Annotated in this window: 20 protein-coding genes; 13 read left to right on the top strand and 7 right to left on the bottom strand. The window is 43.3% G+C overall.

Annotated features, from left to right (window positions below; genetic code table 11):
• Positions 1-172: 172 nt before the first annotated feature.
• The 3 genes from aspS to CIK88_RS08165 all read left to right on the top strand — a co-directional run bounded on the left by aspS (position 173) and on the right by CIK88_RS08165 (position 2756).
• Positions 173-1933, top strand: a complete 1761-nt coding sequence (aspS, locus tag CIK88_RS08175) for an aspartate--tRNA ligase (protein ID WP_094390675.1) — start codon at positions 173-175, stop codon at positions 1931-1933.
• A gap of 113 nt (positions 1934-2046) precedes the next feature.
• Complete coding sequence (locus tag CIK88_RS08170; protein WP_094390674.1) at positions 2047-2346, top strand: winged helix-turn-helix domain-containing protein; 300 nt, start codon at positions 2047-2049, stop codon at positions 2344-2346.
• A gap of 65 nt (positions 2347-2411) precedes the next feature.
• A complete protein-coding gene (locus tag CIK88_RS08165; protein WP_094390673.1) occupies positions 2412-2756 on the top strand; it encodes a hypothetical protein in 345 nt (114 codons plus the stop codon).
• Between the two features lie 17 nt (positions 2757-2773).
• Here the strand turns inward: CIK88_RS08165 and CIK88_RS08160 are convergent, their stop codons facing one another.
• Positions 2774-3901: a glycosyltransferase family 1 protein gene (locus CIK88_RS08160; RefSeq protein WP_094435810.1), complete on the bottom strand. Its 1128-nt coding sequence runs from the start codon at positions 3899-3901 to the stop codon at positions 2774-2776.
• A gap of 43 nt (positions 3902-3944) precedes the next feature.
• Positions 3945-4541: a DapH/DapD/GlmU-related protein gene (locus CIK88_RS08155; RefSeq protein WP_094435739.1), complete on the bottom strand. Its 597-nt coding sequence runs from the start codon at positions 4539-4541 to the stop codon at positions 3945-3947.
• Positions 4542-4635: 94 nt separating this feature from the next.
• Between CIK88_RS08155 and CIK88_RS08150 the strand changes: the two genes are divergently transcribed.
• Positions 4636-5802, top strand: coding sequence for a glycosyltransferase (locus CIK88_RS08150; RefSeq protein WP_094435737.1), 1167 nt, complete (start codon positions 4636-4638; stop codon positions 5800-5802).
• Positions 5803-5808: 6 nt separating this feature from the next.
• Here CIK88_RS08150 and CIK88_RS08145 read toward each other — a convergent pair whose 3' ends face one another.
• Complete coding sequence (locus CIK88_RS08145; protein ID WP_094435735.1) at positions 5809-6180, bottom strand: GtrA family protein; 372 nt, start codon at positions 6178-6180, stop codon at positions 5809-5811.
• The gene (locus tag CIK88_RS08140) at positions 6177-7334 is read right to left on the bottom strand and encodes a glycosyltransferase (RefSeq protein ID WP_094435733.1); all 1158 of its coding nucleotides are present in this window, start codon (positions 7332-7334) and stop codon (positions 6177-6179) included. The genes CIK88_RS08145 and CIK88_RS08140 overlap by 4 nt, the downstream gene beginning before the upstream one ends.
• A gap of 97 nt (positions 7335-7431) precedes the next feature.
• Here CIK88_RS08140 and CIK88_RS08135 point away from each other — a divergent pair, with 97 nt between their 5' ends.
• Positions 7432-8577, top strand: a complete 1146-nt coding sequence (locus CIK88_RS08135) for a glycosyltransferase family 4 protein (protein WP_158214665.1) — start codon at positions 7432-7434, stop codon at positions 8575-8577.
• 18 nt (positions 8578-8595) lie between these two features.
• Complete coding sequence (locus CIK88_RS08130; RefSeq protein WP_094435729.1) at positions 8596-9528, top strand: beta-1,6-N-acetylglucosaminyltransferase; 933 nt, start codon at positions 8596-8598, stop codon at positions 9526-9528.
• A 77-nt stretch (positions 9529-9605) separates the two neighbouring features.
• Here the strand turns inward: CIK88_RS08130 and CIK88_RS08125 are convergent, their stop codons facing one another.
• Positions 9606-10451: a glycosyltransferase family A protein gene (locus CIK88_RS08125; RefSeq protein ID WP_094435727.1), complete on the bottom strand. Its 846-nt coding sequence runs from the start codon at positions 10449-10451 to the stop codon at positions 9606-9608.
• Positions 10452-10805: 354 nt separating this feature from the next.
• Between CIK88_RS08125 and CIK88_RS08120 the strand changes: the two genes are divergently transcribed.
• Together CIK88_RS08120 and CIK88_RS08115 are read left to right on the top strand one after the other, a co-directional pair.
• Positions 10806-11828 carry a glycosyltransferase gene (locus CIK88_RS08120; RefSeq protein WP_094435725.1) on the top strand — a complete coding sequence of 341 codons (1023 nt, stop codon included), beginning with the start codon at positions 10806-10808 and terminating at the stop codon, positions 11826-11828.
• 277 nt (positions 11829-12105) lie between these two features.
• Positions 12106-13140, top strand: a complete 1035-nt coding sequence (locus CIK88_RS08115; protein WP_094435723.1) for a glycosyltransferase — start codon at positions 12106-12108, stop codon at positions 13138-13140.
• A 740-nt stretch (positions 13141-13880) separates the two neighbouring features.
• On the opposite strand, the gene CIK88_RS08110 is transcribed toward CIK88_RS08115, so the two are convergent.
• The gene (locus tag CIK88_RS08110) at positions 13881-15656 is read right to left on the bottom strand and encodes a PspC domain-containing protein (protein WP_094435721.1); all 1776 of its coding nucleotides are present in this window, start codon (positions 15654-15656) and stop codon (positions 13881-13883) included.
• Positions 15653-16003, bottom strand: coding sequence for a PadR family transcriptional regulator (locus CIK88_RS08105; protein WP_094435719.1), 351 nt, complete (start codon positions 16001-16003; stop codon positions 15653-15655). Before CIK88_RS08105 ends, CIK88_RS08110 begins: the two co-directional genes overlap by 4 nt.
• Before the next feature lie 233 nt (positions 16004-16236).
• Between CIK88_RS08105 and lepA the strand changes: the two genes are divergently transcribed.
• The 5 genes from lepA to CIK88_RS08080 all read left to right on the top strand — a co-directional run bounded on the left by lepA (position 16237) and on the right by CIK88_RS08080 (position 26550).
• Positions 16237-18018, top strand: coding sequence for a translation elongation factor 4 (gene lepA / locus CIK88_RS08100; protein WP_094390661.1), 1782 nt, complete (start codon positions 16237-16239; stop codon positions 18016-18018).
• Positions 18019-18066: 48 nt separating this feature from the next.
• Positions 18067-18660, top strand: a complete 594-nt coding sequence (locus tag CIK88_RS08095) for a Crp/Fnr family transcriptional regulator (RefSeq protein ID WP_094390660.1) — start codon at positions 18067-18069, stop codon at positions 18658-18660.
• Positions 18661-19068: 408 nt separating this feature from the next.
• Positions 19069-21867: a substrate-binding domain-containing protein gene (locus CIK88_RS08090; RefSeq protein WP_094390659.1), complete on the top strand. Its 2799-nt coding sequence runs from the start codon at positions 19069-19071 to the stop codon at positions 21865-21867.
• A gap of 197 nt (positions 21868-22064) precedes the next feature.
• Entirely contained in the window at positions 22065-24368 is a 2304-nt protein-coding gene (locus CIK88_RS08085; RefSeq protein WP_094435808.1) for a TonB-dependent receptor, read from the top strand.
• A 286-nt stretch (positions 24369-24654) separates the two neighbouring features.
• On the top strand, positions 24655-26550 hold the full coding sequence (locus CIK88_RS08080; protein WP_094435717.1) for a GH32 C-terminal domain-containing protein: 1896 nt from the start codon (positions 24655-24657) through the stop codon (positions 26548-26550).
• The last annotated feature ends 46 nt before the right edge of the window (positions 26551-26596 follow it).

The raw sequence follows: 26596 nt of genomic DNA, 5'->3' as shown, positions 1-26596 counted from the left end.
AAAGAAAATTGCTTTTTTCTTTTTGTATTCTGCTCACTTATTCGTACCTTTGATGCTACGCATCTTAGGTACTCTCGTTCGGAAATGAAAAGAAAAACGGGTTTTCCTTTTGCATTTCGCTCACTTATTCGTACCTTTGCAAACTAAAAGAAAGAATAAAAAACGTAAGATAATGTACAGAACAAAAACTTGCGGTGAGCTTAGACTCACTGATGCCGGCAGCGAAGTGACACTTGCCGGATGGGTACAAAGAACACGTAAGATGGGCGGTATGACATTCGTTGACCTGCGCGACCGCTACGGAATCACACAGTTGGTATTCGATGAGTCGGCTGATGCCGCACTCTGCGAACAGGCCAACCGCATGGGACGCGAATGGTGCATACAGGTGACGGGTAAAGTCAGCGAGCGCCAATCGAAGAATGCTAAAATGCCTACTGGCGATATTGAAATTCTTGCCAAACAACTCAACGTGTTGAGCGAGAGCCTTACACCGCCATTCACTATTGAAGATAATACTGACGGTGGAGATGATATCCGCATGAAATACAGATATCTCGACCTGCGCCGTGCTGTTGTGAGAAAGAATCTTGAACTGCGTCACCGTATGACCATCTTGATTCGTAACTTCCTCGACAATCAGAACTTTATAGAGGTTGAGACTCCAATACTTATTGGAAGTACTCCTGAAGGCGCACGTGACTTCGTGGTGCCCAGCCGTATGAATCCCGGTCAGTTCTATGCTTTGCCACAGAGTCCACAGACCTTGAAACAGCTCTTGATGGTGAGTGGATTCGATCGCTATTTTCAGATTGCCAAGTGTTTCCGCGATGAAGACTTGCGCGCTGACCGTCAGCCAGAGTTCACACAGATAGACTGCGAAATGTCGTTTGCCGACCAGGAAGACGTACTTCAGATATTCGAAGATCTCGCACGCCATCTCTTTAAAGAAATTCGCGGCGTAGAGATTCCTAAGATGCAACGTATGACATGGCATGATGCTATGCGTCGTTTCGGTTCCGATAAACCCGATTTGCGCTTCGGCATGGAATTTGTCGAAATGATGGATGTGCTCAAAGGAACTGGTTCATTCTCAGTATTCAACGAGGCAGAATATATCGGCGGTATTGTTGTGCCAGGTTGCGCTGACTATACCCGCAAACAACTCGACCAACTGACCGAATTTGTGAAACGTCCACAGGTAGGCGCCAAGGGATTGGTTTATGTGAAATACAATGCCGACGGTACTGTCAAGAGCAGCATAGACAAGTTCTATACTCCTGAAGTATGGGCACAGCTCAAAGAAAAGACAGGTGCAAAAGATGGCGACCTCGTACTCATCCTCAGTGGTGACAATGCCAATAAGACTCGCGTACAACTCTGTACACTACGCTTGGAGATGGGCGACCGCCTCGGACTGCGCGATAAAAACAAGTTTGAGTGTCTGTGGATTGTCGATTTCCCACTCTTTGAATGGAGCGATGAAGAACAGCGCCTCATGGCAACTCACCACCCATTCACATTGCCTAATCCAGACGACATCCCCTTGCTTGATGAACATCCAGAACGTGTGCGTGCGGTGGCCTACGACTTTGTCTGCAACGGCATCGAAGTCGGTGGAGGTTCACTCCGTATCCATGATGGTAAACTTCAGGAGAAAATGTTCCAGATTTTGGGCTTCACACCCGAAAAGGCAATGGCACAGTTTGGCTTCCTCATCAATGCCTTCAAGTATGGCGCACCCCCTCATGCAGGACTTGCCTTCGGTCTCGACCGCTTCGTAAGCATTATGGCAGGACTCGATTCCATCCGCGACTGCATCGCTTTCCCAAAGAATAATAGCGGACGCGATGTGATGCTCGACGCACCGGGTGAGCTTGATGCCAAACAGTTAGAAGAACTTAACCTGTCTATTGACCTACGTCAAGAATAAAGCGGTAAAAGTGTAAATTTCATGTTAATACGTTAATATATTATAAGATTTTACCTAAATTTGCAACGGAATGTTAGGGAAAGATATTGAATAGTGTATTATTTAACGTAACTATGACAGAGAAAAAAACAACAAAGAAGGCAACTGCAACTGCTAAAGTTGCTGAGCCTAAAAAGGCAACCGTAAAGAAACCCGCAGCCAAGAAGGTTGCTGAAGTAGTAGTCAATGCAGAGAATATCGGCTTCAAGGCTGGTGATGTATATCAGGCACTCGCTGCTGCAGAAAAGGCACTGACCGTTAAGGAAATTGCCAAAGCTGCTAAAATCAGCGAAGAGGAAACTCTCCTCGGTCTGGGATGGCTCTTCAAAGAGGGTAAGCTCGTTTCGGCTGAAGACAAAATCACATTGGCATAATCCAATATGAAACTATAGAAGAGGCCGGTAAGTTTTTCGCTTATCGGCCTTTTCTTTCCTAACAAATGACATACGACCAACAGATTCTACATATATTGACTGAAGCTGGCGAGCGCGGCATTTCGGTTCAAACCATAGCAAGACACGTCTTTAATATGAATGTGTCGTTTTTTGTATCTCCCGACTTTGAGGAAATACGCACCTATGTACAACAGTATCTCTTACGCAATTCACGATCGTCTTTGTCGCTCATAGAGAGAACAGAACGCAGAGGTTATTATCGTCTCAATACCAAAGGTTCGGCAGATGCCCGACAACTCATGCTCGAATTTCAAGAGCATGAAAACATCGAGGAAGCCGAAGATGAGAAACCTCAACAGCAAGATCTTTCGCTTAGTCTATTTGATTAGCGACCAATCAAACATACTTATTTTATTTCCTTATACACCTCTTCATAAAGACGAAGCAGGTTTTCTGTCGTCTTGCGCCATGAGAAGAGTTTGGCTCTCTCCAGTCCTACAGCCTTCTGTCGTTGGTAGAAGTCTGTATCACGTTCCAGTTGCAACATCTTCAACGCAATCTCATCACTACTTTCAGGGTTAATAAGAATGGCGTCATGACCAGCTATTTCAGGCATGGAAGATTTGTTTGATGTGATAACAGGTGTGCCACAAGCCATGGCTTCAAGCAAAGGAATGCCGAAACTCTCACGCAATGATGTGTAGAGAAATGCAAAGGCATTATTGTAGATATAAGGTAAATCGCTATTGATAATGTATCCAGGTATCACGATGTGGTCACGGATAGCCTCTATGCCGTTGCGCTCGATGATGCCATTGAGATATTCTTGGTCAAGATCAGCCATAAGCAAAGGACGTTTCACTTCTGATAGTTCCAGATATTTGGCATAAGCCACAAGCGTGCGTTCCGTATTCTTTTTCGGATCGGTATTGCCAAGGAAGAAGAAATAGCCAGCATCGGCAATATATTTTCTGTATTGTTGTTTGTCACTTTCTATAGGACGAAACCACTCGTTGTAACCGTTATAAATCATCTTCAACTGGCTGTCGGGCAGTTGAAGTTTCTGTTTGATATTGCCTAATTCAAAATCAGATACCGTAATGATGCGGCGACATTTCTTCAGAATGCGAGGCACATTCCATCGGCGGTAGAAATAACCCAGGTTTTGATAGAGCGATTTATTCTTTTTGTCGCGTGGCTCCAGAAAGATGATGTCGTGCAGCGTCAGCACCAATGGAATGTCGCACCAGATAGGTGCCGTATTGCTTGTGCAATGCAAAATATCTACACCTGCTTTTCTTGCGGCACGTGGTAAAGCCCATTGTTCCCAAAGCGGATAGGACGGACAATTGACTTCGATGATGTGAACATGTTCAGAACTCTCTATACAGCGATCAACACCAGGTTTGACAAAGACAAAATACTCATGTGGGGTATCCATCTTTTGCAGTTCTTTAATCTCTTGAAGAACCACGAAATCCATGCCGTGTTTGTTCTTGCGGAATATGCGTTGCGCTTCAATACCAATTCTCATCATCTCACAGTCCTTATATGGGGAAATTGTTCTCAAAAATTATTTAGTCCAGTCTCTTGATAATTCTTGCTGGAACACCAGCCACGACGCAATGGTCGGGCACATCTTTGCTGACCACAGCACCTGCTGCAACAACCGAATGGCAACCGATGGAAACACCAGGGAGGATGACGGCATTGGCGCCAATCCATACGTCATCGCCGATAATAATAGGTTGTGTGCTGATACCTTGCGCATCAATACGTAGATTGGTGTCTGCGAAATTATGGTTGAGCGCAGTTACGGTGATGCCTTGTGCCAGATTGACATGATTGCCGATTGCTACAGGGCCGATTACTGTGCAATGAAGCCCGATGCGCGTGTGATTACCAATACTGACGTCGCCTACAGCATTGTTGATACAGCAGAACGATTCTATCACACTATTCTTGCCAAGCGAAAACTTTCGGTAGGGTGGGGTGTCCATCCTCACACTACTGTATATCTTCGAACTGCGACCACGATGTTGATAGAGAGGCGCCAGTATTCTGATGTACCATCGGGGGCGTGCATCTCGTTGGTTCATGATGATACAGTCCAACAGATGTTTCAATCGTGGACTTGCTTTCAGCCGTTCTCGCATCGTTTCTTTGTCTTTCATGGCGGTAAAGGTACTACTAAAAGTGTAAAAATGCAAATTTTATGGTGATTTTTCGAAAATAATCTATACTTTTGCAAAGATAAATACTATAAGGATGAAGATACTCTTCCTCGTTTACCACGGATTTTCCGACTATAGCGGTATCAGCAAGAAGATTCACTATCAAGTGAAGGGACTGCGTGAAAACGGACACGATGTCCGCCTCTGCTACTATGCTTTCTCTCCCGAAGGCCATCGTTGTCGATATATTGATGGTCAGGTTATACAGGATTATGGCAAGGGACGCTTGGCTGCTGTGCGTCAGCGTGTTGACTATCGCTGTGTGTATGACTACTGTCTTCGTGAGGGAATAGCGTTCGTCTATGCCCGTAGCTTTCATAATGCCAATCCCTTCCTAATTCGTTTCTTCCGTAGATTGCGATCAAAGGGAATAGTGGCAGTTACCGAAATCCCCACCTATCCCTATGATTCGGAATATACTCACGACTATGGATGGAATGTGCGGTTGGGTGTCTTTATCAATAAACAATACCGCCAACAATTGGCGCAAACCATGTCAGCCATCGTCACTTTCTCTGACGAACAGGAGATATTTGGTCAGCAAACCATCCGCATTAGCAATGGTGTGGATATGGATAGCACACCTTTGCATCCTGCGTTTCCGCAATTATCCAATCCCCTTCACCTGATCGGTGTGGCAGAGGTGCATTATTGGCACGGCTTCGACCGATTGATAGCTGGTTTGGGTGTCTATTACCAACAGCCGAGCAAGGTAAAGCGTGACGTCATCTTCCATATTGTGGGCGGAGTGGATGAAACGTATATGACAGGCAATTCCAAGCAGATAGGCTTTCAAACTTTGATAGACCATTATAGTTTGAAGGATAAAGTCATATTCCATGGAGCTTTGTTTGGTGCAGAATTGGATGATGTCTTCAACCAATGCCAGTTTGCCATCGGTTCTTTAGGACGCCATCGTAGTGGTATAACTCGTATCAAGACCTTGAAGAACCGTGAGTATGCCACTCGCGGCATACCTTTTATATATAGCGAACAAGATGAAGATTTCGATCATCAGTTTTATGTCTTAAAGGCTCCAGCAGATGAATCGCCCATCAATATCTGTGATATCATCGACTTTGTAGATAGTCAATCATGGAATCCTATGGTCATACGTCATAGTGTGGATCATCTGTCGTGGAAGGTGCAGATGCAGAAAGTGGTTGAATCTGTGTTTCCAACCCATCAGTTGAAAGACTGATTCTGACTAACGTTTGACGAAAAACCGCACCAAGAGGAAGTTGATGGGTACGCAGATGGCAAACATAGGCAACGGCGCCCATTCTTTTGCAACACCCAGCCATAGGAATAAATTGAGGAATATGTTTTGCAATATCAGGTTGACCAAATGACTCAAGGCAAAGCCGCCTGCTTTCTTTCTATTGGGTTTTACCTGAAATGTAAAGTAGGTTGTCATGATGAAGTTGCAGACAAAGCTAACCAGATAGCCCACCGTATTGGCAGCAGTTTCGTTGAGCTGCCCCAATAGCAAGTAATATATGCCATATTGGATGCCGGTGGCAATCACTCCGACAATGCCGAAACGGATGATTTCTCCCAATCCCTTACTGTGTTTCATTCTTCAATTAGTGCTTTCCATTGTTTGATAATACTGTCGGTACTGAAGTTTTTGGCAATGTCCATGGCTTCAGCAGACTTCTCTTTCCAATTGATCATGGTGGCAACGCCCATTCTGCGCGACAGATCTTCAACATCTCCATTTCTGAAGTACATGCCGAAATCGCCCATAATCTCTTGACACACGGGGAGATCGGAAGAAACCACAGGAAGGCCATGTGACATTGCTTCAACAAGCACGAGCCCCCACCCTTCCCACCGCGAACTCAATATATAGACTTGAGCACGTGAATAATACGCTTGGATATTGTTGGTAAATGGATGGATAGTGATTCTGTCGTTGAGCTTGTATTTGTCTATCATTCGTTGGATGCGATCGCCTTCCTGACCTTCACCCACTATATCCAGATGCCATTCGCTATTATGTTGGGCAAACAGACAGAAGGCATCTATCAGTATGTCGAATCCCTTGTGGAGTGGCGAGAAACGTCCAATAGCAAGAAATCGCTTGGATGTTCCGTCAGAAGGCTGACCCGGTTTGAGGGTTAGGGGATTATTGATCACGTCGGTTGGGATATGATATTTGATGGCATCGCAATGACACAAAACGATGGTATGTTGTAGTTTCGACAGTTGGTATTCATAGTGTTGTTGCAACTCCTCACCTATATATAATGACCCTTTGCCATAGAGTGCATCGTATGAATTGTGTATCCACCCCATCAATTTCGATCCTTTCAGCTGTTTTTTGCATGTTGCCAGTCTGACTGCCAATGGTGCGTGGTCGCCAATGATGACGTCATACTGTCGGTCTAATTCAGCAACCAAAGCATTCCGAAGTTCTGATGGAAAAGAACTATGCGCATAGAGGTCAGAGGTGAAGTGTGTTTGTGGCAACACTTTCCGATAGAGGTAGCTATATGCCTTACACATCAGGTTCTTCCATTTTCCTACAGGAGGGTATTGGAAGAAACGGAAGTTGATCTGACATTCATCCAGTCCGTAGAGGGTTGTATCGTAAGCCGATGGAGCATCCAATGTGACAATAGTCACCTCATAGGTGTTGCTTAACGCTTTGGCAATGACTGCAGTAACGCGCTGCACCCCTCCTATACTGAAGATGGAATCAACCAAAAAGCATACCTTTTTTGCCATACCAATGATTTTTCCGCCAAAATTACTAAAAAAACACGAAATGTATATGGATATAAAGAAATATTTTATATATTTGCACGAACAAACAATTTCAGATATGAAGTTAGTCTATATATTCAGTTCATTTGCAGCAAAAGGTGGCACAGAGCGTATTTTCTGTGACAAGATGAACTGGCTGGCAGAAGTTGCAGGATATGAGATAGTATTTGTAACTTACGAACAAGGTAACCATCCTTTCGCATATCCTTTGTCTAAAAAAATCAGGTATGTCGATTTAAACACAAGGTTTTTTACAACGGGCACGATGCCATTGCTGAAGAGAATCCGTTTCAAATTCACTATGCCACGATTGTTTAAACATCGCTTACGACAGTTGTTGGACGAGATTCAGCCTAATCTGGTCATATCCACGACTAATTCACTTTTCCTTTTCCGCGAAATCTTATCCATGCCCTATCGGCACGTAGTAGAGTCGCATGTCTATTATGGACGCTTGTTACAGTACATTTTTACTCATATTCCATGGTTAGACCGAAAGATTTCGCAGCATCTGTTGAAGATGCTGAAACGATGTGAAAAGGTTGTTGTTCTTACTCATAAGGATGCGGCATGCTGGAAAGGCTATGACAATATCGAGGTTATTCATAACGTAGTGACTAATTATCCAGAAAAAATAACCGATGTTGCAGATAGACCGAAAAGGATAATTGCCGTAGGCAGACTTCACGAACAGAAGGGCTTCGACCTATTGATTCAGTCTTGGCAACTTATAGCCGCAAGACATCCTGATTGGCAACTTGTCGTCTATGGACATGGTGGAGACCTACAGAAGTTACAACAGCAGTTGGAGAAAGCTGGTCTTACATCGTCTATGACTTTCGCTGGTACGACCGACAACATCTATAAAGAATATCAGAATAGCGCCTTCTATGTGATGAGTTCGCGCTATGAAGGGTGGGGGCTCGTGCTTGTCGAAGCTATGTCGTGTGGCTTACCTTGTGTCTCTTTCGATTGTCCTTATGGGCCGAGTGATATTATTCGCGATGGTGAAGATGGCTTTTTGGTAGAGAATGGCAATATCCAACAGTTGGCTGAAAAGATGGAACTGCTCATCAACAACAAAGAGTTGCGCGAACGGTTGGGAGTACGAGCAAGATTGAATGCTGCAAGATTTACCTCAGACAATATTATGCCACAATGGACGAAACTGTTTGAAACGATAGTTCAAAATGATAATCATTAAACCAACAACTAACAGATAATGACAAACCACAGACACGCCTATTTGATCATGGCTCATAATGAATGGAGCCTGCTCAATGTGTTGCTCTCGTTGCTTGACGATGATCGCAACGATATTTATCTGCATATCGATAAGAAGGTGAAGCAAATGCCAGAGCTGTATCAGCCCAAACATTCTACGCTCTACTATACGCCCAAACGCTACGATGTGAGATGGGGAGATGTCAGCCAGATACATAGTGAGATGGAGCTTTTCAAGACAGCTTTCCAGCATGGCCCCTATCAGTACTACCACAAACTATCGGGTGTGGATCTGCCTATCAAGACTCAAGACTACATCCATCGGTTCTTCGATGAACACGAAGGCAAGGAGTTTATCGGCTTCTTCGACCGTACCGATTATATCAAAGCCGATACTGAGCGCAAGCGCCGCAGATATTATGTCTTGATGCGTTGGAACTTCCGTTGTCCCTTTGAACCGCGTTGGAAGGTTGTGCCCGCACAGATTATCCGGCATATTCTCTTGAAATTGCAGGATATTATCCATTTTTCACGAGGCAACGAACTGACTTTCCGTACAGGTCACAACTGGGTTTCGCTGACGGAGAAAGCCGTGAAATATCTGATAGACCAGGAGGCTTTTATCAACAAACGCTTTGCCCATACATCGTGTGGCGATGAGATGTATAAACATTCGTTGATTATCTCCAATCCCGAATTGAAGAAGAATATCTTTGATATGAACGATGGTGTTCATAGTTGTATGCGTTTTATCGATTTCAAACGTGCCAACATCGAACAGCAACGATGTGGTGAACCTTATACTTGGCAGGATGGTGACGAAGCAGAATTGCTCAGTTCCGAATATCTCTTTGCACGCAAGATGAGCAGCAAGAACCAAGTACTCATCAACAGTTTAGTAAAGGCACTTCTCGGCACAACCGAGAAGTGATGTAGTGGAAGCTTTGCTGTTCTAAGAGAAAGTACTGGTCAATTATAATCCAATCATTCAATTGTTGTTGCTTGTATCTATTTCACCAAATTGTCATCAGCATCTTCGTAATGGTCTTTTGTGAAGAAAATGCGAGTAATGCCTTTTGTTTGAATCTTGATGCGCTTGATGAAACTTTTAAAAAGCGATTCTGATGATAGTGTACCATAGCCGGTAATTGCACGTGCTTTGCGGTTGTAGATAAAGGCGATACGGCCGTATTTCTTCAGACATAATGCCATCGAACCGTCTTCTCCTCTGATGATATCTACACGATATTCCTCTTGGCGAGCGTAATCGGCATTATAGGCAAATACAAGGCCGCGGACGCTTAGCTCTGGTCGTTTGAAGTGCTGTATATATAAAAAGAGGTCGCGACATGTCTCAAAGAGTTTAAGACCAATCCATGAATGGTTTTCATCAGGAAAATAACTCCACAACGAACTGACACAGGATACATCAGGTTTTAATAGCTCCTCCAACATGATGTCAAAATAGTGTGGTGGATAGATGGTGTCAGAATCTATATCGAAATAGTATTTGCCTTTTGAGTGTTGCAGACCGCAGCGGCGTGCATAGCCACAGCTATGCTGATATTCGGTGTAATATGGTATGCCTGATGCCTCGAAAATTTCTGCAGTACGGTCTTTCGAATCGTTGTCAACGCCAATGATTTCTACAGGATACTTGCATTTTATCTCGCTAAGAGCCCAAAGACAAGCCTGTAGGTGTTGTTCTTCGTTATAGGCAATGACCACAATCGAAGCAAGTGGTTTCTCGCTTTGCAATGCAGCCAACCTTTCTCTTGTTTCGCTGATGATGTCGTTAGATACTTCGTTGAAGTTCTTTCCGTATATTGATAGATATTTCGAATACCATGCCATTGGAGTGTTGTTTTTAGGTTTTTGTTCCACAAAGATAATGGATATTGATGATAATCGCAAGTTTTTCTTCTAAGAATATATGTATTTGCTACTATTTTTTTTGTTCTTATAAAGAAAAGCCATTGTTTTTTAGGGTCTAAAAACAGTATAATGCTGATTAGATCTATCGTTATATTCATGTACAATCATATAAGATTTAACTGAGGCTTATAGAAAATAGTTGACTATTGTTTTCTTTTCTCATTTATTTTTCTTAACTTTGCCTCGTCGTAGCGCTTATGCTAATAAATACTATTAAGACCTGTGCTTTGACCGATAATGACTTCCAACCCAAAACTACGAAATTAGAAACACATGCTTGACCTATCCATCATCATACCCGTTTATAATGTTGAGGCCTACATCGAAGAATGTCTGGCTTCGGTAGTAGCCCAATCAGATGCAAAGGCTAATATCGAGTGCATCATCGTTGATGATTGTTCGCCCGATGGCAGTATGGATATCGTTCGGCGCTTTGTGGAGAACTATCAGGGTGCTGTTCAGTTTCGTATGCTTCGTCACGAAGTGAACCGCGGAATATCTGCTGCGCGCAATACGGGTGTAGAAGCGGCAACGGGCGATTATGTGTTTTTTATCGATTCCGACGACTATTTGATGGAACATGGTCTGAAAACGTTGGTTGATGGGTTGTTGGCAAATCCTGACGCAGACGTTGTACAGGGTAATAGTTTGTTTTTAGACAAGAAAGTATATAGCAAGAGACAAGAGCCTATAGTATTGTTATCTAAAAAAGAACGACTTGGCGCTTTGGTAAATTTTATTTTTCCTGTCACCCCATGGAACCGACTGATAAGGCGGAATGTGCTTATCAATAATCATATTTATTTTGTTGAGGGTATCATTTTTGAAGACTATCTTTGGAGTTATCAACTGATGGATGTAGCCCAAAAAGTGTTGGTGTTGCCACAAGTTACCTATTACTATCGCCCTAATGCTAATTCTATCATGCATACAAGACAATTGAAAATAGGCAAAACAATTTATTGCTGGGATGTTATTTTGACAACCATGCTCAAGCAGGAGCGCAATATTCGGGGATGTCTGTTGTTCAATGTCTTCTCCAGATTGTTGGAGATACAAAATATGATAGATCAGCATGGTTGCTCTGAGGAAGAGTTACAAGCTTTCCGCTGTCTGCGCAGTCGGTTGCTTAAGAATATCATTAGCCACGGACGCCCATTATTGTTACTGTTCTCGCTGACTATTTTCAAACCGTTCTACCACATCTATTCATTCCATTTCGTTCGCAGAAATTATCATATATTGGAGCGCATAATGCTTGCATTGGAACTGATGATTGACCGGTTGAAATGGTAGTGGGGTGAGACTATGATAAGTTGCTGAACCTTTCGGGATGGAAGATTTGATTGGTCTGAAACTGCTGCTTTTGTAATATTTGCAGCCTTCGGGATGTGTTCGGGATGTGTTCGGGATGTGTTCGGGATGTGTTTGAAAAAAGTTTGGCTATTATTCTCTTTTCTTATTTATTTTTCTTAACTTTGCCTTGTCGTAGCGCTTATACTGATAAATATTATCAAGACCTGTGCTTCGACCGATAATAACTTACAACCCAAAACTACGAATAAAGGAATACATGTTAACCATATCCATTATCATACCCGTCTATAAAGTAGAGGCATATATCGAAGAATGTCTGGCTTCGGTAGTAGCCCAATCAGATGCAAAGGCTAATATCGAGTGTATCATCGTTGACGACTGTTCGCCCGATGGGAGTATGGATATCGTTCGGCGCTTTGTGGATAACTATCAGGGAGCTGTTCAGTTTCGTTTACTTCGTCACGAAGTGAACCGCGGATTGTCTGCTGCACGCAATACGGGTATTGATGCCGCAACGGGCGATTATCTGCTTTTTGTCGATTCCGACGATTATCTCTCTGCCGACTGTCTTTCAACTTTGGTGTCGGGCTTCGATCTTTGTCCTGGGGCAGATGTGGTTCAAGCCAACAATCTGTGGGGCGTAGGACTGAAATCATTGTGGTATCATACCTCTCGTCCCTATGTGTTGACTGGTGGACAAGCATGTGTGGAGGCAATATTGTTTGATCGCATTCCCATCATGGCATGGAACAAACTCGTCAACCGCCAGTTTATCTTGTCTCATCAGCTGTATTTCATAGAAGGCATTATCCATGAAGACAATCCATGGACTTATCAACTTTTGTCTGAGGTTTCTACCGTGGTGGTACTGCCCCAGGTTACTTATTATTATCGCCATGTAACCACTTCTATTACCCAAGACAAGGTGGCGAATCTTGTAAAGCGACTACGCAGTTTTCAGATTATCATTGACCATGTTATGAATTTGAAACAGGTTCGGCCAACTGGAATGTTGCTTTATGTGTTCCCAGCTTTGTTGAAAGACAAGCATCTGATTTATCAGGTGGCATGTCCTGAAGATGCAAAACAAGCCATGCGTGATGTTGAAAAGCAACTATTTGCAACAGCCAAGACTCTCAAGCGCCCCATTATGCTGCTTTTCTTCCTGACTATATGCAGACCGATGAGCCATATTTATCGTATTCGTTTTGTACGCTCACACTTCCAAAATATCAAAAAGGTTGTGGATAAATTTGAGTTGATGATTGATAGATTGGTGTATAAATCATAGTTGACTTGCGCGAGAGCATGAGCATCGCGACCACTATGTGATGGGCGACAGATATATGCCAAACGCTTGTAAGGCGAAAGGGTGGGGTGATAATTGCTCCAGAAATTTAGTTTTCATGAAATATTCGACCACTCGACCACAGGCGTCTGCATCTCGTTGTCAATCACTCTCTTACAGGCGTGGTCGATTCCTGTAATTCAGAATTTACGACCACACTTCGACCACACTTATTGGTAAGCGTATCCGCGATGTTTGTATATGTCCGTCAACAATAACAATTGTTACTCAGAAATAAAAGAGTGTGCTATTTTTTAGATAACGTTTTGCCACTTGTTGCCAAATGTTTGGCAAAAGTATTGTCAACGTTTGGCAAAAGTATTGTTTAACGTTTGGCAAGGATGTTGTCTAACGTTTGAAAAAGGTCTTTTCAACGTTTGACAAAGGTATTATCCAACGTTTGATAAAAGTATTATCCAACGTTTGATAAAGGTGTTATCCAACGTTTGACAAAAGTGTTATCCAACGTTTGATAAAAGTATTATCCTGCGTTGGATAAAAGCGTAATAATCATCATGCCCTCCGCTTAGGCATCGATAAGGATTATTTGCTTAGCAGTTTCATGTTGATAAACGATGGCAATAAGTGTGGTCGAGTGGTCGAAATTTTCTTGAAAACTAAAGGCAACAATATAGAAGTTGGCACAAATAATATATGCAAATAGTCTTAGGATAATGAGACGGTTATCGCCTTTTGTTCCTCTTTATACGGGGATGGCGTGTCTTGTCATTTTTCATATGAGGCAGATCGCCTGTGCGTGTCAGTTTGAAGTCGGTGGCAGAGAACCACTTAGCACGATAGGGGTGGCCCGTGAAGCCCTCGTCGGTAGAAACTCCATAGGTAATAGAGTCGCCAGTTACCACGATGTTGTCTATGCTGACGATAGACCAACCATAACCTTTGCAGATACGTTTCAGCTTCTTTTTGTTATCTTGATGTAAATCTGTCAAGACAAACTTCATGCCCTTAATATCAACTTCTTTAGTGCTTTCGTCGATGCCCACGTCATTGAGAGAGTCGCTTGCCAGCATGTGGCTCAACTCTTTCTTTATTTGTGCAGCCAGTTCACCCCCTCTGTTGCCATAGGCAGGAATGGTTGCCAGCATCTTATTGTCGCCAATGGCATAGACAAACGAACCGGGGCCCTCGGCGCGAGCAATACAGTCGAGGCGGTAGATGCCGGGCTCTACTGCCTGTTTGCGTTCCACTTGGTATATTGCGCGACACTCATCATTATAGGTGTCAAGGTATCTCACACTTTTATTACCGTCGAAATACTCACCATGTGCAGTATAGTGGGCACAGTCTTCTGCCTTAATCAGATTCCATTCGCCATGGCGCATAAAGTCCATATCGTTATCGTCCATCAGTACGTCTTGATAGATATGGGTATGGAAATACTCTTTGGTTCGTTGTTCATGGCGGAATTTCGCCATCGAAATGCTACAGGGTATTATACTGCAGAGGGCAACAATCCATAGCAAAATCCATGCGATGCGCTGTGCTATGCCCATTGGCTGAACCTTTTTCGATAGCGAGAGAAGCATGTGGACGATAGCATATATGGGTATGAGCAACATCATAAACAGAGAGAATACGAAAATGATGAGTATCATCGGATTAGTCTCATACAGTTCTGCCAGTCCCATGGCTTGCAAATTGAATGGCATATAACTGTTGACGGGGAATGTCAGGGCCGATACCAAGACAACTAAAGCAAACAGAAAACCGCAGAACAGAATGATGGCTACGATGGAGGCGATGCCCACGAAGAATCCGAACAGAATCTTTAAAATAATGGCGAAAAGACTGCGAAACAGATTCGGCTGCTGGGTAGTACTCTGATCTTTATCTACCACAATGTCTGCCAAATGTTGTGGTGTGACAGCCTTTCCTTCCATCTGCAATAATTGTTCAGGCGTTCTTGCTTCAGGCAATATGATGGCCAAAACGATGTAAATAATAATACCAACGCCATAAAAAGCCGAGAATAAGACCGTCAGCAGCCGCCAGATGACAGGGTCGGTGTCGGTATATTTAGCCAATCCAGAGAGGACGCCAGCAACCATTTTATCGTTGGGGTTGCGGAATAGCTTCTTTCCGGAAGTTCTTTTGCGTACATTGTCATACACACCTTGTGCAGCTGAGTTGAAAGAATCAAACTTGTGTGCTTTATCGCTTTTGTCGCTTTCTTCGTTCTCTGTCAGCTGTTCTGGTTCGCCAATACGGCTGATGATGGCTTTCACGTGGTCGATAGTGATAGCCTCGTTGCCCTGTTCGCGAAGTTCAGTAAACAATTCTGCAATACGTGCTTCGATGTCATCGACAATCTCGTCGCCACCTTCCGACTTACCGAAAGAATGGCGTAACGACTCTATGTAGTGTTGTAACAGCTCGTAGGCATCTTCATCTATCTGAAAGAGACGCCCACAAAGATTGATGGTAATGTTCTTTTTCATTTTGCTTCTAAAAGATTGGGGTGATTGTTTTTAAGATAATTGATAGTGCCTGAGAGTTCTGCCCAAGCGAGATCGAGGCCTTCGAGAAATTTTTCACCCTCAGGACTGAGAGCATAGTATTTGCGTGGAGGTCCCTGGGTCGATTCCTGCCATTGATATTGCAGGAGTCTATCATTCTTCAAACGAGTCAGCAAAGGGTAGAGCGTCCCTTCCACCACAAGCAATTCTGCCTGTTTCAGTTGCTGAATAATATCGCTGGCGTACGATGGACGGCGCTTCAGAAGTAGCAGTACGCAGTACTCCAACATACCTTTTCGCATCTGTGATTTCGCATTCTCTATGTTCATACTATATTGCGTTTATATGATTTCGAATGCAAAGTTAGGCAAAATATTAGTACCTTGCAATACAAAGTACTATGATGATGCGAAGAATTATGATATATTAACAGTTTGTGTGTGGCGGAAATAATAAGAACATAGTAAAGAAACATAGAATATTCTCTATAAAAATGTATAATGTTCGGGTGTTATTCATATTTTTTTCGTAACTTTGCACAAAATTGTACGTAAACGAAACAATGAAACATATAAGAAACTTCTGCATTATTGCCCATATTGATCATGGCAAGTCAACACTGGCTGACAGAATGCTTGAATATACAAAGACCATTCAGATTACTGGTGGTCAGATGCTTGATGATATGGATTTGGAGCGAGAGCGTGGTATAACGATCAAGAGCCATGCAATCCAAATGGAATATTCGCATGGCGGAGAGCAATATGTGCTCAATTTGATTGATACTCCAGGACACGTCGATTTCTCTTATGAGGTATCGCGATCTATTGCCGCGTGCGAGGGCGCTCTGCTTGTGGTAGATGCCACACAGGGTGTGCAGGCACAGACCATTTCAAACCTCTATATGGCTATTGACCATAATTTGGAGATTATTCCCGTCATCAATAAAATAGATATGCCTTCGGCTATGCCCGATGAGGTGGAAGACGAAATTGTTGATCTCATTGGTTGTGACCCAGAAGATATTATCCGTGCAAGCGGAAAAACAGGTGAAGGAGTACAGCAGATTCTCGACGCTGTAGTGGAACGTATTCCCCATCCGCAAGGCGATGCCGATGCACCATTACAGGCTTTGATCTTCGATTCGGTGTTTAATTCCTTCCGTGGCATTATTGCCTATTTCAAGATTGAAAACGGTGTTATCCGTCAAGGTGATAAAGTGAAATTTTTTAATACTGGTATGGAATATGAAGCCGATGAGGTAGGTGTGCTCAAAATGGACATGATACCACGCAACGAATTGCGTACCGGTGATGTGGGCTATATCATCAGTGGCATTAAAGACTCTAAAGAGGTGAAGGTCGGCGATACCATTACTCATGTGGCACGTCCTTGCGAAAAGGCTATTGCCGGATTCCAGGAAGTGAAACCCATGGTGTTTGCGGGTGTCTATCCCATTGATCCAACTGACTATGAGAACTTGCGTGCCTCTCTTGAGAAACTGCAGTTGAACGATGCCTCACTTACCTTTATGCCTGAGACCTCCATTGCCCTTGGCTTTGGATTCCGTTGCGGATTCCTCGGTTTGTTGCACATGGAGATTGTACAGGAGCGTCTCGACCGCGAGTTCAATATGGATGTTATCACCACAGTGCCCAACGTAACCTATATGTGCTACGATAAGCAGGGTGGAGTGAAAGAGGTGCACAACCCTTCGGGATTGCCTGAACCTACGCTCATCGACCATATCGAAGAACCCTATATCCGTGCTTCAATCATCACTGCTGCCGACTATATCGGCCCTATCATGACGCTTTGTCTCGATAAACGTGGTGAACTGATAGACCAGCAGTATGTCAGTGGTAATCGTGTGGAACTGCATTTCATGTTGCCATTGGGAGAAATCGTTATCGACTTCTACGACAAACTCAAGTCTATCTCTAAGGGTTATGCCTCATTCGACTATCATGTAGATTGTTTCCGACCTTCCAAACTGGCGAAACTTGACATCTTGCTCAATGGTGAACCAGTCGATGCACTCTCAACGCTGACCCATCAGGATAATGCCGTATCCTTTGGACGACGTATGTGTGAGAAACTTAAGGAACTTATTCCTCGTCAACAGTTTGATATTGCCATTCAGGCAGCCATCGGAGCCAAGATTGTTGCCCGCGAAACCATTAAGTGTGTGCGCAAGGATGTGACAGCTAAATGTTACGGAGGCGACGTGAGCCGAAAACGCAAACTGCTTGAAAAACAGAAGAAAGGAAAGAAACGCATGAAACAAATTGGCAATGTGGAAGTGCCACAGAAAGCTTTCCTTGCTGTGCTGAAGTTAGACTAACTAACGAACAAATAAAAATCTTAACTCATATAATAAAAGCCAAAAACGATGACTAATATTGGACTGACGCCACGTGATGTGGCTCGTGAACTGGCACGTCGATACAGTACGATGACACATGACGAACTCGATATGCTGGAAGGTATATTGGTTCCAATGAAATTTCAGAAGGGTGAATACATTCTGCGCGAAGGGGAGGTATGCAAAAATATCTTCTGGATTGTCAAGGGACTGGTGCGACAGTTCTATCATAAAAATGGTAAAGAGTTGACCGAATATATGGCAACAGAAAACACAATCTGTATGGCTATCGAAAGTTTGTTTCATGAGGAACCGTCGAAACAGCAGATTGTTGCTCTTGAACCCACTATCATCTATGCATTGCCAAAGGCTGCGCTTGAGCAAGAGGCTATTAAGAATGTCAATATTCAGATGCTCTATCGTAAGATATTGGAAGAGTCGCTCATCATCTCTCAGAAGCATGCAGATATGCTGCGCTTCGAGACTGCACAGGACCGTTATGCCAAGTTGGTGAAGGAAAGTCCGCAATTGGTACTACGCGCTCCATTGGTCTATATCGCGAGTTATTTGCAGATGACTCCAGAGACCTTGAGTCGTGTTCGTACATCGGCCTTGCTGTAATCAACCGGCAACACCCATATGGAGTTAATCCTCTGAATAGCCATCCTGTCGAAGCCCTGTCATTATATCAATGATGGGGCTCCGGCTATTTAATCAGAATCGATTATTTGGTTGTAACCCAATCGGGCTGATACTGTTTGGAAATATATAAACATGTTGATTTACAGTTCGCACGTGCGCGTACATTATATATATAATAAATCATACGCCAAGCTGTCTGCAAGCTATTATTGCATTGTTTTCCTGCTTTGTTGCTTTCTTTATATGCGTATATGAATAGGGTATTGTGACGTAAAGATATGACGTGTTTTGATTTTTATAGATTAAAATGTATGCTTTTTTTTTGGCAATAACACGAGAATAGTGTATATTTGCAAGCGGTTAGACCTCTCTATAGATATTCATTATATGAAACTTATACCAGCTTATAAATTTCTGATGTATCCTGTTGCCCGTACATTCAGACTGGCACTCTTACTGCTTGTCGCTATAGTTGTGGGTTGTGGAAAACCTGATAAAAAGTTTGTAATAGCTGTATCTCAATGTTCAGAAGATGTTTGGCGCGACAAACTCAACGAAGAATTGAAAACGGGAGAGTATCTCAATGATTCCATTATGGTGAAACTTGCTTCATCCAACGATGACAATGTATTGCAGAATAAGCAAATCAACCAGTTTGTTGATGAAGGCGTGGATTTGTTGATTGTTTCACCAAATCAGTTGAGTGCCATATCAAAGGCTGTAGAACGTGCCTATGACAGAGGTATTCCTGTTATTCTATATGACCGCAAAACCAATTCCGACAAATATACCGCATTCATCGGGTGTGACAATTATGTTATTGGCAAGTCGATGGGTACTTTCATCGCACAACAGCTTCATGGCAAGGGGCGCATCGTGGAAATCCGAGGATCGGAGGGTTCTTCACCTGCCATAGAGCGTCATCGTGGTTTTATGGATGCTGTCAAACACTATCCTGATATTCATCTTGTAGCCTCAGAAGGTGGTGATTGGAAGGAAGAAAGTGGTATAAAGGCCATGAAACGTATTCTCCAACAGACACAGAATTTCGATTATGTGTTTGCTCATAACGACCGATTGGCATGGGGGGCCTATGTGGCAGCCAGACAAATGGGCGTTAACCGCAATTATAAATATACTGGTGTGGATGGCATGGCTACCGAAGGCGGAGGCTTGGAATTGGTGCGCGATGGTGTGTTTGAAGCATCCTATCTCTATCCCACCAAAGGCGATGAGGTCATTGCATTGGCTTTGACGATACTAAACCATCAACCTTATCAGCGTGATAATTACCTAAGCTCTTCCATCATTACTAAAGCAAATGCCGAACTCACCCTTATGGAGGCAAGAGATGCCGAACGGCAAACGCACAAACTAAGAACGCTCCACCATCAAGTAGATAAATATCTATCGGATTATAATGCCCAAAAGGTTCTGTTGATGAGCTTGGGACTTTTCCTACTGGTATGTATTATTGCTTCTACGTTGATATTCAGAAGTTATATTGTCAAGACTCGACTCAATGAGAAACTTGCCAATGCCAATGATGAATTGAAGCGCATGAATGGGGAATTGGAAGATAAGAACGATGAACTGAAACGACTCAACGATGAGGTGATGGAGTTGACCCATTCGCGCTTGGTATTCTTTACCAATATCAGTCATGAACTCCGTACACCATTGACTTTGATAGCTGATCCGGTGGAAATGTTGCTTGATGATCACAATATCAAGGGACGTAGTAGGGAACTACTTGGTATGGTGAAGCGCAACGCATTGGCATTACAGCAACTCGTAGGTTCTATTCTCGATTTCCGAAAGATACAAAATGGAAAAATGACATTGACGCTCAATCGTTTCAATATTGTAGAGGCTATGACCTTATGGGTTGATGACTTCCGACTGACGGCAGAGCGCAAGAATATCCAACTCCACTTCAACACCGAAGGCTTTAAAGCTTCACCGACCATCATTGCCGATAAAGAGAAAGTGGCACGTATAGTATTCAATCTCCTGAGTAATGCCTTGAAATATACCCCGTCTGGTGGCAACATATTTGTTTCGCTTTGTGATGCAGAAACTCCTGATGCATTGCGCATCGATGTGAAAGATACAGGAAAGGGCATTGCACGTGAAGAGGTAACGCAGGTATTTGAACGTTTCTTCCAAGCCCAGGGTGCCGCCAGCGGTACAGGCATAGGATTGGCATTGGTCAAATCCTTTGTGGAATTGCATCATGGTGAAGTATGGGTGGAGAGTGAAAGTGGCAAGGGTGCCGACTTTATTGTGGTTCTGCCTCTTACCCAAGAAGGTGAAGTGGAACCAGAAGAGTCAGAAGGTAACATAGCTGTTGATGAGAGTAGCATGCAGTATATTGATGACGGAGACAAACTGCAGGGCAAGGTTCAGCAATTGGTAAATCCCGATACCGACCGTCCCACATTATTAATTATAGACGACAATAATGACATCCGTCAGTATGAACGTACTTTGTTGCAGGACGATTACTTTGTATTGGAAGCAGCTGATGGCAAGGAAGGTCTTGATGTGGCAATAAAGGAAGTACCCGATTTAGTAGTATGCGATGTGATGATGCCCGTTATGGACGGTCTCGAATTTACCGAACGTTTGAAGACCAATACTGCTACATCGCATATTCCCGTCATCATGCTGACAGCAAAGAATCTGGAAGAACAGCGAGCAGAGGGTTATGAGCATGGGGCAGACTCCTATATCACCAAGCCATTCCATAGTAAGGTGCTTCTTGCTCGTATCAACAATCTGTTGAAGCAACGCCGATTGTTGAAGTCGCTGTTCAAGGATATTACGCAGGCCGATGAACAGACGATAGACCAATCGTCCATGGATGATCGCGATAAACAGTTTATGAAACAGTTGCACCATATTATTCAGTCAAATCTCTCGCGCAGTGAGTTTGGTGTTGAAGATATTGGTAGGGAAATCGGTTTGAGCCGTGTACAACTTTATCGCAAGGTGAAGGCCATGACAGGTTCTTCGGTTGTTGACCTGATGCGCAAGGCAAGGCTCTATAAGGCCAAGCGCCTCTTGGAGAGTCGTAGCATGAGTATAGCAGAAGTTGCCTATGAAGTAGGTTTCTCAGCACCGTCTTATTTCACCAAATGTTTCAAAGATGAATATGGTATGTTACCTGGTGAAGTAGGGTAGGGTTGGTTGTAACTATATGAAAACCATGCATTAAAGTTGGTATTTAATGATAAAAATCGTTCATGGACTAATAAAAATGTTACCATGAACGATTTTTTGTATCCGATGAAATGATTTTTATGTACGGTGTTCTATTCGTATCGTAAATTTGCAGCAGAAATCAAACAACAATGCTAACAATAAAAAACGTAACGATTATGAACACCTTATTCAATGGTAAATTTGCAACCGTCACAGTGCTTACAATTTCATTATTAAATGTAGCGGCAGTTTTTGCGCAAGACGACAATGCCAATGCCAAAGAGGAAGGCAACCGCAATGTAATGCTCAATGCTGCCAGTGCTAATGGTCCACGTGAGATTCAAATCGGACTTCCCTCTGCCGATGTCAATGTGTTGGAGAACGGTTTGCCTGTCACCTATGCCACCAATCCCCATTCAGTTAACACTATTTGGCGCGGTGATGCCAGTTTGAGTCACCAAGGATTGCTCAAAATAGCCGAAACAGCCATCACCACCGGTAATATCGGTTATGCAGTCAATTCATTTACCCAGAAGGGACAAAAGGGATTCAATGGTACGTTGAACTATAAGAGCAACCATTTCGGACTGCAAGAATTCTCTTTGAATATGAATGGCGACTTGGGTAAAGACTGGTACTATAGTATGAATATGTATCAGGATTTCGATCCGGGAACCTTCAAAATCAAATCCACTCCTTATCAAGACCGCACTCAAATCTATAAGGCACTCCTTACTAAACGCTATAACGGCAACCGTGGTGAATTTACCGCTATGTACAAATATGCCAACAGCCATAATGTATATAACTATGCCACTCAGAGTGCTCCCTTTGTCTATGTGGGTGATGGCAGCGTGAAAGAGTATGGCAAATTCAAACTCGGTACTACTTCTTATCTTCCCACAGATAACAATATGACCTATCGCAATATGCGTACAGGAGAGTTGGAACAGACCACACTCTACGATGCTTGCTTGAATAAAGCCAGTGAGGTGACACTGATGAACACTTATCGGTTTGACAATGGCTTGAATTGGAAGGCTACTTTGAAATATGACCACTCTCGTGGTGCCATGGTGTTTCAGACTCCTATGGCTATTATCGACTTGAAGAGCGATGACAACCAAGGCAGATATCAATATATGTATCGCGATATTGACGACAAGACTCAGGCCTACGACGGACAGTATGTCCAGACCCGCATGTCATGTCTCAATGCCGGAACCATCGACGAGGCTCTCTTTACTTCTGAACTTTCTAAGAAGTTCCGCAATTCAACCCTTCGATTGGGCATCAACGAGTGGTTTTATCATATCGACTATTGCTCAAACACAACCATGTACGATCAGAGCGTGCCAGCAGATGGCAGTTATGCCGTTCGTGTATGGGATGCCAACCAGCGCAACAGTTATTTCTATGACTTCAACAAGAACGCTTCAGAATATTATAAGGGAAGTGAAAATAAATTGGCACTCTATTTTACCCACGATTGGGATGTGACCAAGAAATTGAATCTCTACTATGGTGCTCGCTTGGAATGGCAGAAACTGAAGGGTGAGAATGCAGCAGTGAAGAATGCTCAGGGTGAGTTTGTCGGTCGTTTTGCTGACTATCATCTCGGTGCTACAGCCGCTGATGGAACCAAGATAGCTCCTGTAGATTTGAACTACAACTGGGTGAACTACGATTTCTCGCTGGCAGCAACTTATAAGTTGACCAATAAGTTTGGATTCACTGGCGATTTTACTTATATCGTGCAGCATCCTAAGTTTGAGGCATTCGCACCAGCAACATTGCCTAATACCGATAAGATCTCAGTGCCACTGGGACGTGCAGGAATCTATTATAACAATTCATGGTTAAGTCTGACCTCGTTGTTCTCATACATTTCAAAGACGAACAATAACTCAACGCTCAATTTGCAACATGGCAGTGAAATCAAGGCAGCACCTTTGGCATACGATATCCAGACTTGGGGCTGGACAACTGATGCAGTGGCTCATCCTTTCAAAGGATTTGATTTCCACTTCCTCTTCACTTATCAGAAACCTACCTACAAGAAGTTTGAAACCTCTGTAACTTTCAACGATGGCTATATTGGTACAATCAATGCCACAGGCAATATTGTTGCTGAGATTCCTCAGGTACTTATAGAATTGGATCCTAGCTATATGATAACCAAGAATATCAAGCTCTGGACCAGTTTCCGTTACTTTAGCAAGACCTATGCCAATATCAACGAGGCATATTACTTCAACGGTCACTGGGAAACCTTTGGCGGTATCAACTGGCAGGCCACCAAGCGCCTCGCACTTGGCTGTACAGTAGTAAACTTCCTCAATCAGACTGGTGCTAAAGGCAGTATTGCCGGTGCCGAACTTATTACCAAGGATGAAGCCAAGGGTATTAAGAATCAAATCATGACAGGTAGTTATCTCCGTCCATTTACTGTAGAATTCTCAGCATCGCTGAAATTCTAATCGCTTCAATCTTTATAACATTATCGACAGCCTCTGTATAGTATCACCCCATTAGTTGTCAGGCCCTAATTAGGATAACACAGATTCAGGATAACACAGATATTGATATCAATTACGTTAAACAGGATATGGTTGTAATGCATAAACACAAATAAAAGAATATTCATATATAATACACCTTTCATACGGGTGACTGATTCGGGATGTTACATATACAGAACTGTTGATAACACAAGAAAAACAGAAATCCAACGTTTATATAGTACAATCCTAAAATACTAACACAATGAGAACAAACAATTTCATCAAAGCATCTTGCCTGCTACTGATGGCATCTGCTTCTTCTGCTTTCGCACAGAAAATGAGTATCGAACATAAAGGTGACACCACTGTCATCAAGGTTGAAAACCCCACTAAGTATCTGCTGCTCCCCGTCCAGGAAGAAAAGGATGAAGCACAAGTGTTACTCGATACAGGTAGCAAGGATGATACTTGGATGGATGTGCGCCTGGCACAGAACGGTGCTGACTATTACGTGCCATTCGCCTTGGGTAAGGGAAAAACTGCAACGGTTAAGATTCTTGGTTTGAAGAAAGATGCTTTGGCTGTCAATCTGATGAAACTCAACGATACATTCGATACCACCAACACCGATTACTATCGTCCTTCTTATCATTTCACTCCGCTCTATGGCTGGATGAACGACCCCAACGGCATGGTCTATAAAGACGGTGAATATCATCTCTACTTCCAGTATAACCCCTATGGAAGCAAGTGGGGCAATATGCACTGGGGACACGCAGTCAGCAAAGATCTCGTACATTGGGAACATCTCGCCCCAGCTATCGCCCGCGACAATATGGGCCATATTTTCTCAGGAAGTTCTGTCGTTGACAAGCGCAATACCGCAGGCTATGGCAAGGATGCCATCATAGCGCTTTATACTTCAGCAAGTGATAAAAACGGTCAGATTCAGTGCATGGCATACAGCACCGACAACGGTCGTACTTTCACCAAGTATGAAGGCAATCCTGTGTTGACACCATTCGATGGCTTGAAGGATTTCCGTGATCCGAAAGTGTTCTGGTATGAGAAAGGAAAGTGTTGGTACATGATCGTTTCTGCCGATAAAGAGACGCGTTTCTATAAATCAAAGAATCTCAAGAAGTGGGATTACGTCAGGGCCTTCGGCAAAAGTATGGGTCAGCAACCTTGTCAGTATGAGTGTCCCGACTTCTTCCAGTTGCCTGTCAATGGCGATAAGAAGAACAAGAAATGGGTGATGATTATGAATATCAACCCCGGTTGCTGGTTTGGCGGTAGTGCTACTGAGTATTTTGTTGGCGATTTCGATGGTAAAAACTTTATTTGTCCCGATGCTAACGATGTAAAATGGCTCGATTGGGGTAAGGATCATTATGCAACTGTTACCTTCTCAAACACGGGTGATAGAGTATTGGCGATGACCTGGATGAGCAACTGGCAGTATGCCAATCTCACTCCGTTCAAGCAGAATCGTGGTGCCAACGGTTTGCCAAGAGAGTTGAAACTCTATGAGAAGAACGGCAAATACTATGTTTCAGAAGATGTTGCCCCTGAGGTTTATGCCTTGAGAAAGGATACTAAGGATATCGCTGATGCTACTGTAGCAGATGCCAAAGAATTGAAGAGTGCTGTTGCCAATATGGAAGGCGCCTTCGAGATTGAGGCTGATGTTACTCCTGATGCCAACGGTATTGCAGGTATTGAGATCTCAAATAACAAACGTGAGCGTACCCTGATCTATTTCGATATGAAGCAGGGCAAGGTAGTGATGGATCGAACCGAGAGTGGCTTGACCGACTTTGGCAAGCAGGCAAGTCCCCATGATATCGAATTAGCATGGGACAAGCAACTTGTTGCAGAAGGCAAACAACCAGCCCGCATCACCAATTCTATCAACTATAAGAACGATTTCTCCCTTGCCACATGGGCACCACTGACGCTATGCGAGGATGGCAAGACCACTTATCATGTTGATATCTTCGTAGATAAGTCATCTATCGAACTTTTTGTAGATGGCGGTCGCATTGCCATGACCAACCTTGTGTTCCCTGTTGAACCATACGAGAATGTGAAACTCTATAGCAAAGGCGGTAAGGCAGAATACAAGAATGTAAAGCTCCACAAGATTGCATTATAATGATTGTAGCACTATAAACATCAAAAAGCAATGGTCTTCCCTAACT

This window comes from Prevotella sp. P5-50, assembly GCF_002251295.1.
Classification (GTDB): domain Bacteria; phylum Bacteroidota; class Bacteroidia; order Bacteroidales; family Bacteroidaceae; genus Prevotella.
The sequence above is the reverse complement of the archived record's forward strand: the minus strand, read 5'-3'. Positions and strand labels throughout refer to the sequence as shown.

Bases quoted from the DNA above. Each gene is read 5' to 3' on its own strand.
- aspS (WP_094390675.1), top strand. From the start codon at position 173: ATGTACAGAACAAAAACTTGCGGTGAGCTTAGACTCACTGATGCCGGC.
- CIK88_RS08170 (WP_094390674.1), top strand. From the start codon at position 2,047: ATGACAGAGAAAAAAACAACAAAGAAGGCAACTGCAACTGCTAAAGTT.
- CIK88_RS08165 (WP_094390673.1), top strand. From the start codon at position 2,412: ATGACATACGACCAACAGATTCTACATATATTGACTGAAGCTGGCGAG.
- CIK88_RS08160 (WP_094435810.1), bottom strand. From the start codon at position 3,901: ATGAGAATTGGTATTGAAGCGCAACGCATATTCCGCAAGAACAAACAC.
- CIK88_RS08155 (WP_094435739.1), bottom strand. From the start codon at position 4,541: ATGAAAGACAAAGAAACGATGCGAGAACGGCTGAAAGCAAGTCCACGA.
- CIK88_RS08150 (WP_094435737.1), top strand. From the start codon at position 4,636: ATGAAGATACTCTTCCTCGTTTACCACGGATTTTCCGACTATAGCGGT.
- CIK88_RS08145 (WP_094435735.1), bottom strand. From the start codon at position 6,180: ATGAAACACAGTAAGGGATTGGGAGAAATCATCCGTTTCGGCATTGTC.
- CIK88_RS08140 (WP_094435733.1), bottom strand. From the start codon at position 7,334: ATGGCAAAAAAGGTATGCTTTTTGGTTGATTCCATCTTCAGTATAGGA.
- CIK88_RS08135 (WP_158214665.1), top strand. From the start codon at position 7,432: ATGAAGTTAGTCTATATATTCAGTTCATTTGCAGCAAAAGGTGGCACA.
- CIK88_RS08130 (WP_094435729.1), top strand. From the start codon at position 8,596: ATGACAAACCACAGACACGCCTATTTGATCATGGCTCATAATGAATGG.
- CIK88_RS08125 (WP_094435727.1), bottom strand. From the start codon at position 10,451: ATGGCATGGTATTCGAAATATCTATCAATATACGGAAAGAACTTCAAC.
- CIK88_RS08120 (WP_094435725.1), top strand. From the start codon at position 10,806: ATGCTTGACCTATCCATCATCATACCCGTTTATAATGTTGAGGCCTAC.
- CIK88_RS08115 (WP_094435723.1), top strand. From the start codon at position 12,106: ATGTTAACCATATCCATTATCATACCCGTCTATAAAGTAGAGGCATAT.
- CIK88_RS08110 (WP_094435721.1), bottom strand. From the start codon at position 15,656: ATGAAAAAGAACATTACCATCAATCTTTGTGGGCGTCTCTTTCAGATA.
- CIK88_RS08105 (WP_094435719.1), bottom strand. From the start codon at position 16,003: ATGAACATAGAGAATGCGAAATCACAGATGCGAAAAGGTATGTTGGAG.
- lepA (WP_094390661.1), top strand. From the start codon at position 16,237: ATGAAACATATAAGAAACTTCTGCATTATTGCCCATATTGATCATGGC.
- CIK88_RS08095 (WP_094390660.1), top strand. From the start codon at position 18,067: ATGACTAATATTGGACTGACGCCACGTGATGTGGCTCGTGAACTGGCA.
- CIK88_RS08090 (WP_094390659.1), top strand. From the start codon at position 19,069: ATGAAACTTATACCAGCTTATAAATTTCTGATGTATCCTGTTGCCCGT.
- CIK88_RS08085 (WP_094435808.1), top strand. From the start codon at position 22,065: ATGAACACCTTATTCAATGGTAAATTTGCAACCGTCACAGTGCTTACA.
- CIK88_RS08080 (WP_094435717.1), top strand. From the start codon at position 24,655: ATGAGAACAAACAATTTCATCAAAGCATCTTGCCTGCTACTGATGGCA.